Raw genomic sequence first — 12,207 nt, 5'->3', positions numbered from 1 at the left:
CCCACTCGCAGGGCCGACAGCGCGGGACCGGTCAAGGCGCCTGCGGCAGACGCACCTCGTACGTCAGGCCGTCACCCGGTGCCGTGCGGCGATCCACCGCCGCCGCGCGGGCGGCGGCGCGGACGTCGTCCTCGGCCAGGGCGAAGAGCGCCAGCTCCGGGGCCGGACCGGTGACGACGAGCCGGCCGCTCTCCGCCCGCATCGACAGCCGCGCCTCGGACTTGGCCCTGCGGACGGCGGTGATCGCGTCGCGGGCGGTGGCCAGCACGCGCGGGTCGCCGTCGCCGGCGAGGACCCGCAGCGCGTCCGCCTCGGGCCACTCGGCGCGGTGGACGGAGCCGTCCCGCCACCAGGACCAGACCTCCTCGGTGACGAAGGGGAGGAAGGGCGCGAACAGCCGCAGCAGGACGGACAGGGCGGTGCCCAGCGTGGCGAGGGCGGAGGTCTCGCCGTCGTACGCGCGGGACTTGACCAGCTCGACGTAGTCGTCGCAGAAGTCCCAGAAGAAGGTCTCCACGCGTTCCAGGGCGCGCGCGTGGTCGAAGTCCTCCAGGGCGTCCGTGGCGGCGGCGACGGTGGACGCGAGAGCCGCCAGGAGCGCGCGGTCCAGCGGCGCCGTGATCGCCGGGGCGTCGGCGTCCGCGGCGGCGCCGGAGGTGAGCACGAAGCGGCCGACGTTGAGGACCTTCATGGCGAGGCGGCGGCCGATCTTCATCTGGCCGGTGTCGAAGGCGGTGTCCGTGCCGGGCCGGGCGGCGGCCGCCCAGTAGCGGACGGCGTCGGAGCCGTGCTGCTCCAGCAGGTCGCCCGGGGTGACCGCCTTGCCCCGGGACTTGGACATCTTCTTGCGGTCCGGGTCCAGGATCCAGCCGGAGATCGCGGCGTGCCGCCACGGCAGGACGTCCTGCTCGGCATGGGCGCGGACGACGCTGCCGAACAGCCAGGTGCGGATGATCTCGTGGGCCTGGGGCCGCAGGTCCATCGGGAAGACCTTGGCGAACAGCTCGTCGTCGCTGCCCCATCCGGCGGCGATCTGCGGGGTGAGCGACGAGGTCGCCCAGGTGTCCATGACGTCCGGGTCGCCGGTGAAGCCGCCGGGCGCGCCGCGCTGCTCCTCGCGGTAGCCGGCGGGGACGTCGGTGCCGGGGTCGACGGGCAGCGCCGACTCCTCGGGGACCAGCGGCTTGTCGTGGACGGGCTCACCGGCGTCGTCCAGCGGGTACCAGACGGGGACGGGGACGCCGAACCACCGCTGCCGGCTGATCAGCCAGTCGCCGTTGAGCCCCCCGACCCAGCTCTCGTAGCGGACCCGCATGTGCTCCGGGTGCCAGCGCAGTTCGCGGCCGCGCTCCAGCAGCCGGTCCCGCAGGGCCTCGTCGCGGCCGCCGTTGCGCAGGTACCACTGGCGGGTGGTGACGATCTCCAGCGGCCGGTCGCCCTTCTCGTAGAACTTGACGGCGTGGACGACCGGTTCGGGCTCGCCCTCCAGTTCGCCGCGTTCGCGCAGCATCCTCACCAGCCGCTCGCGGCCGGTGTGCGCGGTGGCACCGGCCAGCTCCCCGTACGCCTCGCGGGCCCGCGCCGTGTCCAGGGCGGGCGGCGGCGCCGGCAGGAAGCGCCCGTCGCGGCCGAGGACCGGACGGGTGGGCAGCCGGAGTTCGCGCCACCAGGTGACGTCGGTGGTGTCGCCGAAGGTGCAGATCATGGCGATGCCGGTGCCCTTGGCCGGGTCGGCCAGCCGGTGGGCGTGGACGGGGACCGCGACACCGAAGACGGGGGTCGTGACACTGGTGCCGATCAGCCCGCGGTAGCGCTCGTCGTCGGGATGCGCGACCAGGGCGACGCAGGCGGGGAGGAGTTCGGGCCGGGTGGTGGCGACGACGACCCGGCCGCCGTCGGGGCGGTGGAAGGCCAGCCGGTGGTAGGCGCCGGGCCGTTCGCGGTCCTCCAGCTCCGCCTGGGCGACGGCGGTGCGGAAGGTGGTGTCCCACAGGGTGGGCGCCTCGGCGGAATAGGCCTCGCCGCGCGCCAGGTTGCGCAGGAAGGCGCGCTGGGAGGCGGCGCGCGAACGGGCGTCGACGGTCTGGTAGGTGAGCGTCCAGTCGACCGACAGGCCCAGGCGGCGCCACAGGTGCTCGAAGGTCTTCTCGTCCTCGGCGGTGAGGGCCTCGCACAGTTCGATGAAATTCCGCCGTGAGACGGGCTCCTGGTGCCTGCCCGGGCGCTCGGGCGGGGTGAAGCCGGGGTCGTACGGGAGCGAGGGGTCGCAGGCGACCCCGTAGTGGTTCTGGACCCGGCGCTCGGTGGGCAGGCCGTTGTCGTCCCAGCCCATGGGGTAGAAGACGGTCTGCCCGCGCATGCGCCGGTAGCGGGCGACGGTGTCGGTGTGGGTGTACGAGAAGACGTGGCCGATGTGGAGCGATCCGCTGGCCGTGGGCGGCGGGGTGTCGATGGAGAAGATCTCCTCGCGCGGCCGTGACCGGTCGAAGCGGTGTACCCCCGTCTCGTCCCAGCGCCGCGACCATTTCGCTTCGAGCCCGTCGAGGGAGGGCTTGCCGGGGACGTCGTGATGAAGAGACGGGGGGTTCATGCCCCCTCATGGTAGGCAGGCGGGCCCGCGCGGCCGAACGATTTATCCGCCGGATCATTCGTGCCACCGACGATTCGGTAACGGACCTTTTTGCTAGGCTCGGACCATGGGTCCCACGGCATCCGCGCCCGACTTCACCGGGCTGCTGCAATACGCCAGCCACGCCATGACGAACCGGCTGGCGGCCGCGCTGGCCGAGGTCGGGCTCACCCCCCGCGGGTACTGCGTGCTGCTGCACGCGCTCCCCGGGCAGCTGACACAGGCTCAACTCGCCGAGATCTCCCAGCAGGACAAGACCACGATGGTGGTCACCGTGGACGAGCTGGAGCGGGCCGGCCTCGCCGAGCGGCACCCCTCCCCCACGGACCGCCGGGCCCGCATCATCACCGTGACCGAGGCGGGCCGGGAGCTCGTCGCCCGCGGCAGGGAGATCACCGCGCGCGTCCACGGCGACCTGCTGGGAGCCCTTCCCGAGGACGAACGGGCGGTCTTCGCCTCCGCGCTGCAGCGGCTGGTGGACGGGCATCTCGCCGCCGCCGTGGATTCGCCGCGCCCGGTGCGGCGCGCGCGGCAGTCGCGCAAGTAGGCTCGGAACGTGAGCGACAAGGCGGCTTTCGAGCGGGGCACGGACGGTCCCAAGGTGATCGTGGCGGGACTGGACGGCTCGGAGTCCTCGTGGCGCGCCGTGGCGTACGCGGCGGGGCTGGCGCGCCGCCAGAATGCGCTGCTGGCGATCGTGTACGTGCAGCCGGTCCTGGCGGCGGGGGCCGCCTTCGGCGCCCCGGTCGCGGAGGCGACCGCCGAGATCGCGGACCAGCTCAAGGCGGAGATAGAGAAGGCCGCCGCCCGCTTCCAGGCGGTGTCCAGCCTGCGCTGGGAGTTCCACACCTTCACGGGCGACCCGTTCGGCGGGCTGTCGCAGGCCTCGAACGAGCTCAAGGCCGACGCGGTCGTCGTCGGCGCCTCCGAGAAGGCCGGGCACCGGATCGTGGGCTCGGTCGCGGTGCGGCTGGTCAAGGCGGGCCGCTGGCCGGTGACGGTCGTCCCGTAGGCTCCGCCCCGTCCCGGCCCGGGCGGTCAGACCCCGTCGGCGACGTGGATGACGACCTTGCCCCGGCGGTGCTCGTGCTCCAGTGCCTCATAGGCGGCGCGGGTCTCGGCGAGCGGGACCACGCGGTCGACCCGCGGGGTGAGCTTGCCGCCGTCGATGAGCCGGGAGACCGCCTCCAGGCCCGCCCGGTCCGGCTCGACGACGAAGAAGACACCGCGGGCGCCGTGTGCGCGGGCGCTCTCCGGGTCGGGCGGGGACACGATGCTGACCAGCAGTCCGCCGGGTCGCAGCACCGACCAGGAGCGGTCCTGCGTGTCCCCGCCGACGGCGTCGAAGACGACGTCCACGTCCGTCACCTCGTCCTCGAAGCGGCTGCCGGCGTAGTCGACGACCCGCTCCGCGCCGAGTGCGGCGACGAAGCCCGCGTCGCGCGCGGCGGCGGTCGCCGTGACCCGCGCGCCGAGCGCGGCGGCGATCTGGACGGCGAAGGAACCGACGCCTCCCGCCGCGCCGTGGACGAGGACGTGCCGACCCGGGGTGACTCCGGCGTGCCGGGCCAGCGCCTGCCAGACGGTGAGCGCGGCGAGCGGTACCGAGGCGGCGGCGTCGTGGTCGATCCGCCGGGGCTTGGGGGCCAGGATGCCCGCGGGGAGGGTGACGAACTCGGCGGCGGCGCCGTCGTGGACGAAGGGGATCAGCGCGTAGACGGCGTCCCCGACCCTCGGGGTGATGACGCCCGGGCCCACCTCGGCGACCACTCCGGAGACCTCGTGCGAGGGGATGGTGGGGGTGCGGTCGCGGCCCGAGCCGTCGAAGCTGTCGGTCCAGGTCGCGTCCCAGTAGAGCTCCCCGGCGGTCACGGAGGCGGCCCGCACCGCCACCAGCGCCTCGCCCGGGTCCGGCACGGGGCGGGGCGCGAGCTCGTAGTGGAGCTGTTCGGGTCCACCGCGCCGATGGGCCCGTACGGCGTGCATCGTCGTCACCATCGGCCGCTCCCGTGGTTCGCTCCCGCGCCTGCCCGGCGGGGGCGCATCGTGTCCCCGCTCCTTCCAGCATCCGGCCCCGGACGGCTCCCGGCATCCCGTTCAGCGGGGCGGCCCGGGGGGACGCGCCGGGGGACGCGCCGGGGACGGCGTCCGGAATAGCGCAGCGCTGCCTTCGGTTACGGTCAGTGGGTCCCGACCGACGGCACCCGGAAGCAGGTAAGGGAAACATGAGCACTGTTGAGCTCACCAAGGACAACTTCGACGAGGTCGTGGGCAACAACGATTTCGTACTGATCGACTTCTGGGCGTCCTGGTGCGGCCCGTGCCGGATGTTCGCCCCCGTCTACGAGGCTGCCGCGGAGAAGAACACCGACCTCGTGTTCGGCAAGATCGACACGGAGGCGCAGCCCGAGCTGGCCGCCGCGTTCCAGATCCAGTCCATCCCGACGTTGATGATCATCCGCGACAAGGTGGCCGTCTTCTCCCAGCCCGGCGCGCTGCCCGCGCCCGCGTTCGAGGACCTGATCAAGCAGGCCCGCGACCTGGACATGGACGAGGTCCGCAAGTCCATCGCCGAGCAGGGTGCGGGCCAGGAGGCCCCGAAGGGCTGACCTCGCACGAGGCACCAGCTGTGGTGCGACCGTATGGCGCGCACCGTCGCGGAGTCCGTCCAGCGCCAGTGAGGTGATCGGCGCCCCGGGCCGCCGTACGGGGCGCGCGGGCTCAGCCGCCATGACGTGGCAGCGGCTTCCGCCGCCCGCACGGCGCTCCTGGGCCCGCTGCCGCCCGGCGCCGAACCGCACGCGGGTACTCCTGGGCAACGTCCCGGAGTTCCCGCTCCGGCCCCGGCGCCGCGGCGTGTGCGGGGGCCTGGGCGGCCCGTCCCGGCGCGGTGCGGAGCCGGCCCGGGACATCACGCGCGCCTCATGCTCGCCGCGGGTCCCCGGTCGCGCGCACCTTTCGTCGCCGCGCGGACATCGCGCTCTCGCTGCCCGGGAACGGATCCTGGCCGTGGACGACCCGGCGTGTGCGGCCCAGCTCCGCCCGTACCAGGTCGCCGGTCCGCCGCGCGGCCGCGGACATCTCGTCGGCGAGGTTCCGCATCCGCCCCTTACCTGGGCAGACGCTCTCTGGAGATGCGCGCCGCCGGGTGGCGGTCCACTCTTGATTCGGACCGGACGGCAGAGGCCCCCCTCGACTCGGGTGTCACCTGCCGTCCCTCGCCCGTTCGTATGGGGCGCTCTTGAGCGGCCCGCACCGAAGGGCTTAGGTGGTACGGACACCGCCCGGCCGCGGCCGGGCGGATACGGAGAACCGCCTTCGACGGGAGGTCCCGCCCATGCCCGGCACCAGTCAGCGGATGGAGACATCCGAACCGATCAGCGAGACAGCGGCGGAGGATCATATACAGGGCATCTGTTTCAAGACCGGCCCGCCCCGCCGCATAGGCGTGGAACTGGAATGGTTCCTCCACGACCCGCACGACCCGGCCCGCCCGGTGGGCCCCGCACGGCTCGGCGCCGCCGTCGCCGGACTGCGTGACCTGTACCTCCGCTCCCGGCTCACGACCGAGCCCGGCGGACAGCTGGAGCTCAGCTCGCTGCCCGCCCCCTCACTGACCGCGTGCGTCAATGCCGCGGCCGCCGACCTCCACTCCGTACGCCACCGGCTCCGCCGGGAGGGCCTGGCCCTGGCGGGCCACGGCCACGATCCCTGGCGGCGGCCCCGCCGGCTGCTGGACGAGCCCCGGTACGCGGCGATGGAGGCGTATTTCGACCGCTCCGGACCCGCGGGCCGGGCCATGATGTGCTCCACGGCCTCCGTCCAGGTCTGCCTGGACTCGGGCACGGAGGAGCCCGGGCCCTTCGGGCTCGGCAGACGCTGGCTGCTGGCCCACCTGCTGGGCGCCGTCCTGGTGGCCGCGTTCGCCAACTCCCCGCTCAGCGAAGGCCGTCCGACCGGCTGGCGGTCCACGCGGCAGGCGGTGTGGAGCGCACTGGACCCGGGGCGCACCCTCGCCCCGCCCGCCGGGACCGACCCGCGGACGGCCTGGACGGCCTACGCCCTGGACGCCCCGGTGCTGTGCATCCGCGGCGACGAGGCACCCTGGACGGTGCCCGACGGGCTCACCTTCCGCGACTGGATCCGTGACGGGTCGCACCGGCGCCCGACCCTCGCGGACCTGGACTACCACCTGTCGACGCTGTTCCCGCCGGTGCGACCGCGCGGATACCTGGAGCTGCGCATGATCGACGCGCAGCCTGGGCGGGACGGCTGGATCGTGCCGCTGGCCGTCGCCGTGGCGCTCTTCGACGACGCCGCCGCCTCGGAGGTCGCCTACCGGGCGGTGAAGCCGCTCGCCGACGCGGCGGGCGGGGACCCGGCCCCCCGCAACCCGCTGTGGCGGCGCGCCGCCCGGTACGGCCTGGCCGACCCCGAACTCCACGCCATCGCCATGACCTGCTTCGCCGCGGCCCGCGAGGCCCTGCCCCGGCTCGGCGCGGACCGGGCAGTGCTGCGGGCGGTGGACGACTTCACCGAGCGCTATGTCGAGCGCGGTCGATGTCCCGCCGACGACCTGCTCGACACCTTTCGACGCAAGGAGAGCCGCACGTGACCGCACCCGCGCTCGACCCCGAAGTCCTGCGCCGGCGTGCGCTGGACGCCCTGACCACCGCCCGTGACCGCACCCGGGGACTCACCACCTGCGTCGACGATCATGAACTGACCGCGCAGCACTCCCCGTTGATGTCCCCCCTGGTCTGGGACCTGGCGCACATCGGCAACCAGGAGGAGCAGTGGCTTCTGCGCAACGTCGGCGGCCGTGAGGCACTGCGGCCCGACATCGACCCCATCTACGACGCCTTCGAGCACCCGCGCTCGGAGCGGCCCACGCTGCCGCTGCTGCCGCCCGCGGAGGCGCACGCCTACGCGGCGCAGGTGCGCGGCCGGGTGCTGGACATCCTGGAGCGGGCGCCCCTGCACGGCACCCCGCTGACCGACGCGGCCTTCGCCTTCGGAATGATCGCCCAGCACGAACAGCAGCACGACGAGACGATGCTGATCACCCATCAGCTGCGGCGCGGACCGGCGGCCCTGACCGCGCCCCCGCCGCCACCCGCACCCGCGGACGCGGCGCTGCTGCCGGCCGAGGTCCTGGTCCCCGGCGGTCTGTTCACCATGGGCACCTCGACCGAGCCGTGGGCGCTGGACAACGAACGTCCCTCGCACGTACGCGAGGTGGCGCCGTTCTTCATCGACACCGTGCCGGTGAGCAACGGCGCGTACCTCGCCTTCCTCGAGGACGGCGGCTACGAGGACGAGCGCTGGTGGACCGCGGCCGGCTGGGCGCACATCCGCGAGCACGGTCTGTTCGCCCCGCTGTTCTGGCGCCGGGAGGGCGGTGTGTGGCTGCGCCGCCGCTTCGGGGTGACCGAGCCGGTGCCGCACGAGGAGCCCGTGCTGCACGTGTGCTGGTACGAGGCCGACGCGTACGCCCGCTGGGCCGGGCGCCGGCTGCCCACCGAGACGGAGTGGGAGAAGGCCGCCCGGCACGACCCGGCGACCGGCCGCTCCCGCCGTTACCCGTGGGGCGACGCGGATCCCGGCCCCCAGCACGCCAACCTCGGACAGCGGCACCTGCGGCCGGCCCCGGTGGGCAGCTACCCGGCCGGTGCGTCACCGCTGGGCGTTCGGCAGCTGGTCGGCGACGTGTGGGAGTGGACGGCGAGCGACTTCCTGCCCTACCCGGGCTTCGCCCCCTTCCCGTACAAGGAGTACTCGGAGGTCTTCTTCGGCCCCGACCACAAGGTGCTGCGCGGCGGCTCCTTCGCCGTGGACGCCGTGGCCTGCCGGGGCACGTTCCGCAACTGGGACTACCCGATCCGGCGGCAGATCTTCTCCGGCTTCCGCACCGCCCGCGACGCCCGCCCGGAGCAGGTGTGAGCGCCGCGACGAGAGGGGGGCGCGGCTGATGTGCCGGCACCTGGCGTACGTCGGCCCGCCCGTCGCGCTCCGCGAACTCGTCATCGACCCGCCGCACTCGCTGTACCGCCAGTCGTGGGCGCCGCGCCGGCAGAAGTACGGCACGGTCAACGCCGACGGCTTCGGTGTCGGCTGGTACGCGGACGGGGATCCGCTGCCCGCGCGCTACCGGCGCTCCGGGCCGGTCTGGGACGACCCGTCCTTCGCGGACGTGTGCCGGGTGACGCGTTCGGGAGCGCTGCTCGGGGCGGTCCGCGACATCACCGAGGGCTCGGTCGCCGACGAGTCCGCCGCCGCCCCGTACACGGCGGGCCGCTGGCTGTTCAGCCACAACGGCGCGCTGCGCGGCTGGCCGCACTCCGTCGCCGAGGCGGCCCGCGCGCTGCCCGCGGAGGAGCTGCTGGCCCTGGAGGCGCGCTGCGACTCGGCCCTTGCCTGGGCGCTGACCCTGCACCGGCTGCGGGCCGGCGCCCCGGCGGACGAGGCACTCGCCGACACCGTCGGCCGGCTGGCCGCGCTGACCCCCGACTCACGTCTCAACTTCCTGCTGACCGACGGCCGGGCGATCGCCGCCACCGCCTGGGGCGACACGCTCTGGTACCTGGAGGTGCCCGGCCGCTCCCTCGTCGTGGCCTCCGAGCCGTACGACGACAGTCCGCGCTGGACCGAGGTCCCCGACCGCCACCTGCTGTACGGCGATCCCACCGAGGTCCTGCTGATCCCGCTCAAGGAGCCGCACCTGTGAGCCCGTTCACCCTCACCCGCACCCTGCCCGCCGACGCCACCGCGGCCGCGTTGCGCGCCGACGTGGCCCACGGGCTGACCCGCGCCCCCAAGCAGCTCCCGCCCAAGTGGTTCTACGACGCCCGCGGCAGCGAGCTGTTCGAGGAGATCACCCGGCTGCCCGAGTACTACCCGACCCGCGCCGAGCGGGAGATCCTGCAGGCGAGGGCGCCGGAGATCGCCGAGGCGACCGGCGCCCGCACCCTGGTCGAGCTGGGCTCCGGTTCCTCGGAGAAGACCCGGCTGCTGATCGGCGCGCTGGGCGCGCCGCTGACGTACGTGCCGGTCGACGTCAGCGAGTCCGCGCTCACCGGCGCGGGCGAGGCCCTCCTGGCCGACCACCGGGACCTGACCGTGCACGCGCTCGTCGCCGACTTCGAGCACGGGCCGGCCCTGCCCGAGACGCCCGGCCCACGGCTGGTCGCCTTCCTCGGCGGCACGATCGGCAATCTGCTGCCGCAGGAGCGGGCGCGCTTCCTCGCCTCGGTCCGCGCGCTGCTCTCCCAGGGCGACGCGCTGCTGCTCGGCACCGACCTGGTCAAGGACGAGGCGACGCTGGTGGCGGCCTACGACGACGCGCAGGGCGTCACGGCCGCCTTCAACAAGAACGTCCTGTCGGTCATCGACCGCGAGCTCGGCGCGGACTTCCAACCGGACGACTTCGACCACATGGCCGTGTGGGACCGCGAGGAGGAGTGGATCGAGATGCGCCTGCGGGCGCGCGCCGACGTGACCGTGAAGGTCCCCGCGCTCGACCTGTCCGTGGACTTCGCCCGTGGCGAGGAGATGCGCACCGAGGTCTCCGCCAAGTTCCGCGAGGAGGGCGTGCGGGCCGAGCTGGCCGCCGCCGGTCTCACCCTGCGGCACTGGTGGACCGACGCCGAGGGCCGGTTCGCGCTGTCGCTGGCTTTCCCCGCCTGATCCGTGCGAAGCGGTGGCCGGTCCCGGAACGGGGGGCCGGCCGCCGCGTTCGCGGGCGCGTGGCCGGCCGGCCGCCGGCTGGACACCCTCGTCGGCGCCGCGGCGGACCTGCCGGCCTTCGCCGTGCCGAACCGCCGGGCGGGGCACCGGGCGGGTGCCGCGCTGCGGCGCCTGGCGGAGGATCTCGCCGCTTTCGTCACCCGCGAGGCCGGCTCACGACGGCCCTGCTGGAGCTGCGCGAGGGCCGCCGGCACCGCCTCCGGCGAGTGGCGGACCCGGGCCCTGCCCCAGCGCCGGATCGCCGCCGCGGAGGAGCGCGGGCGCCTGCTGCCGGCAGGTCGGCGCGGGGACGACTGGTCCGTCACCGTGCCGTGACGACGCGTACGATCATGCGGACGCCGCCGGAGCCGCCGGCGTACGGAGGAAGGACGACGCGCGTGGAGGACGCCCTCGCGACGGTGCTGCGCCAGTGGCAGGACGTCTACCCGGACCTGGACTTCGGGCCGGTCGCCGTCATCGGCAGGCTGACCCGCTGTGCCGCCCTGCTGCAGCAGGTCACCGAGACGCCCCTGGGTCGCGAGGGCCTCACCCGCCCGGAGTACGACATCCTCATCGCCCTGCGCCGCGTCGGCGGCGAGCTGACACCGGGCCGGCTCGCCCGGGAGACCTTCGCCTCGGGTGCCGCGGTCACCAAGCGGATCAAGCTGCTCGAGGAGCGCGGCCTGGTCGCCCGCCGCCCGGACGGCCGCGACCGCCGGGTCTCCCACCTGCGACTGACCGAGGAGGGGAGGGCGCTCGTCGACCGCGTACTGCCCGAGCAGCTGGCCTACGAGACGGGGCTGCTGTCCGGGCTCCCGGAGGGCCGCCGCGAGGAGCTGGCGGACATCCTCGGCGAGCTCCTGCTGCTGCTCGAAGGCCACCTGGGCGCGCTTTCCGGGTGAAGCGGGCGGCCGGTGGACCCACGGCACCGGCACTTCAGCGAGCGCACATCTGCGCGCTCCGCCAAGGACACGCCAAGGCAAGGCCGCGACGGGACAGATAGGGGTGTCCCCCTCCCCCTGACCAGGGAATCGCGCCATGACCGCTTCGTACGAACTCGCTCCCGTCGTCGACACCCCTACCGACCGTCCCCGCTACTCGGTGAGCCTCGCCCAGGACGAGGCGGAGGTGCGGGCCGCGCAGCGTCTGCGGCACCAGGTGTTCGCCGGGGAGATGGGGGCCGTGCTGGACACGCCCGAGCCGGGCCTGGACGTCGACGCCCTCGACGCCTCCTGCGACCACCTGCTGGTGAAGGAGGACGCGACCGGCGAGGTCGTCGGCACCTACCGGCTACTCACCCCCGCCAACGCCCGCCGCGCGGGCCGCACTTACTCCGAGTCCGAGTTCGACCTGAGCCGGCTCGCGCCGATCCGGCACGACATGGTCGAGGTGGGCCGCTCCTGCGTGCACGCCGCCCACCGTGACGGGGCCGTCGTGGCGCTCATGTGGGGCGGCATCACCCGCTACATGGCGACCACCGGCCACAAGTGGCTCGCCGGCTGCTGCTCGGTGGGACTGGCCGACGGCGGCGCGACGGCGGCCGGCGTGTGGGACCGGGTCTCCGCGAGGAACCTGGCCCCTGAGGAGTACCGGGTCAACCCGCACCGCCCCTGGGACCCGACGGGCACAGCCCGCCCGGCCCGCACCGTACTGCCCCCGCTGCTCCGCGGCTACCTGCGGCTGGGCGCCTGGGTGTGCGGCGAGCCCGCCCATGACCCGGACTTCGGCGTCGCCGACCTGTTCATCCTGCTCTCGCTGGAGCGCACCGACGAGCGCTACCTGCGCCACTTCGGCGCCCTCGGCTCGCCCGGGTCGCTCGGGTCGGTCTGAGATGGCCGCTGCGTGGTGGTCGC

General features: G+C 74.3%; 13 protein-coding genes. 10 read left to right on the top strand and 3 right to left on the bottom strand.

Annotated elements, in window-relative coordinates:
* Window positions 1-31 precede the first annotated feature (31 nt).
* Entirely contained in the window at window positions 32-2,590 is a 2,559-nt protein-coding gene (valS, locus tag AC3EUJ_RS11925) for a valine--tRNA ligase (RefSeq protein ID WP_431961065.1), read from the bottom strand.
* Between the two features lie 106 nt (window positions 2,591-2,696).
* Between valS and AC3EUJ_RS11920 the strand changes: the two genes are divergently transcribed.
* Window positions 2,697-3,176, top strand: coding sequence for a MarR family winged helix-turn-helix transcriptional regulator (locus AC3EUJ_RS11920; RefSeq protein WP_431961064.1), 480 nt, complete (start codon window positions 2,697-2,699; stop codon window positions 3,174-3,176).
* 9 nt (window positions 3,177-3,185) lie between these two features.
* Window positions 3,186-3,641 carry a universal stress protein gene (locus tag AC3EUJ_RS11915; protein WP_431961063.1) on the top strand — a complete coding sequence of 152 codons (456 nt, stop codon included), beginning with the start codon at window positions 3,186-3,188 and terminating at the stop codon, window positions 3,639-3,641.
* 26 nt (window positions 3,642-3,667) lie between these two features.
* Here the strand turns inward: AC3EUJ_RS11915 and AC3EUJ_RS11910 are convergent, their stop codons facing one another.
* Entirely contained in the window at window positions 3,668-4,627 is a 960-nt protein-coding gene (locus AC3EUJ_RS11910; protein ID WP_431961062.1) for an NADP-dependent oxidoreductase, read from the bottom strand.
* A gap of 227 nt (window positions 4,628-4,854) precedes the next feature.
* Between AC3EUJ_RS11910 and trxA the strand changes: the two genes are divergently transcribed.
* On the top strand, window positions 4,855-5,238 hold the full coding sequence (gene trxA, locus AC3EUJ_RS11905; RefSeq protein ID WP_431961061.1) for a thioredoxin: 384 nt from the start codon (window positions 4,855-4,857) through the stop codon (window positions 5,236-5,238).
* 313 nt (window positions 5,239-5,551) lie between these two features.
* Here trxA and AC3EUJ_RS11900 read toward each other — a convergent pair whose 3' ends face one another.
* Window positions 5,552-5,731 carry a hypothetical protein gene (locus AC3EUJ_RS11900; protein ID WP_431961060.1) on the bottom strand — a complete coding sequence of 60 codons (180 nt, stop codon included), beginning with the start codon at window positions 5,729-5,731 and terminating at the stop codon, window positions 5,552-5,554.
* Between the two features lie 256 nt (window positions 5,732-5,987).
* Between AC3EUJ_RS11900 and egtA the strand changes: the two genes are divergently transcribed.
* The 7 genes from egtA to AC3EUJ_RS11865 all read left to right on the top strand — a co-directional run bounded on the left by egtA (window position 5,988) and on the right by AC3EUJ_RS11865 (window position 12,184).
* Window positions 5,988-7,244, top strand: coding sequence for an ergothioneine biosynthesis glutamate--cysteine ligase EgtA (gene egtA / locus AC3EUJ_RS11895; RefSeq protein ID WP_431961059.1), 1,257 nt, complete (start codon window positions 5,988-5,990; stop codon window positions 7,242-7,244).
* Window positions 7,241-8,572, top strand: a complete 1,332-nt coding sequence (gene egtB, locus AC3EUJ_RS11890; RefSeq protein WP_431961058.1) for an ergothioneine biosynthesis protein EgtB — start codon at window positions 7,241-7,243, stop codon at window positions 8,570-8,572. The genes egtA and egtB overlap by 4 nt, the downstream gene beginning before the upstream one ends.
* Window positions 8,573-8,600: 28 nt before the next feature.
* On the top strand, window positions 8,601-9,356 hold the full coding sequence (gene egtC / locus AC3EUJ_RS11885; RefSeq protein ID WP_431961056.1) for an ergothioneine biosynthesis protein EgtC: 756 nt from the start codon (window positions 8,601-8,603) through the stop codon (window positions 9,354-9,356).
* Window positions 9,353-10,315 carry an L-histidine N(alpha)-methyltransferase gene (egtD, locus tag AC3EUJ_RS11880; RefSeq protein WP_431961055.1) on the top strand — a complete coding sequence of 321 codons (963 nt, stop codon included), beginning with the start codon at window positions 9,353-9,355 and terminating at the stop codon, window positions 10,313-10,315. Before egtC ends, egtD begins: the two co-directional genes overlap by 4 nt.
* Window positions 10,316-10,318: 3 nt before the next feature.
* On the top strand, window positions 10,319-10,690 hold the full coding sequence (locus AC3EUJ_RS11875; protein WP_431961054.1) for a hypothetical protein: 372 nt from the start codon (window positions 10,319-10,321) through the stop codon (window positions 10,688-10,690).
* Window positions 10,691-10,704: 14 nt separating this feature from the next.
* Window positions 10,705-11,256 (top strand): MarR family winged helix-turn-helix transcriptional regulator, encoded by a 552-nt coding sequence (locus AC3EUJ_RS11870; protein ID WP_431961112.1) that lies wholly within the window; start codon window positions 10,705-10,707, stop codon window positions 11,254-11,256.
* 136 nt (window positions 11,257-11,392) lie between these two features.
* Window positions 11,393-12,184, top strand: coding sequence for a GNAT family N-acetyltransferase (locus tag AC3EUJ_RS11865; protein ID WP_431961053.1), 792 nt, complete (start codon window positions 11,393-11,395; stop codon window positions 12,182-12,184).
* Window positions 12,185-12,207 lie beyond the last annotated feature (23 nt).

This window comes from Actinacidiphila sp. bgisy160 (assembly GCF_057707815.1).
The sequence above is the reverse complement of the archived record's forward strand: the minus strand, read 5'-3'. Positions and strand labels throughout refer to the sequence as shown.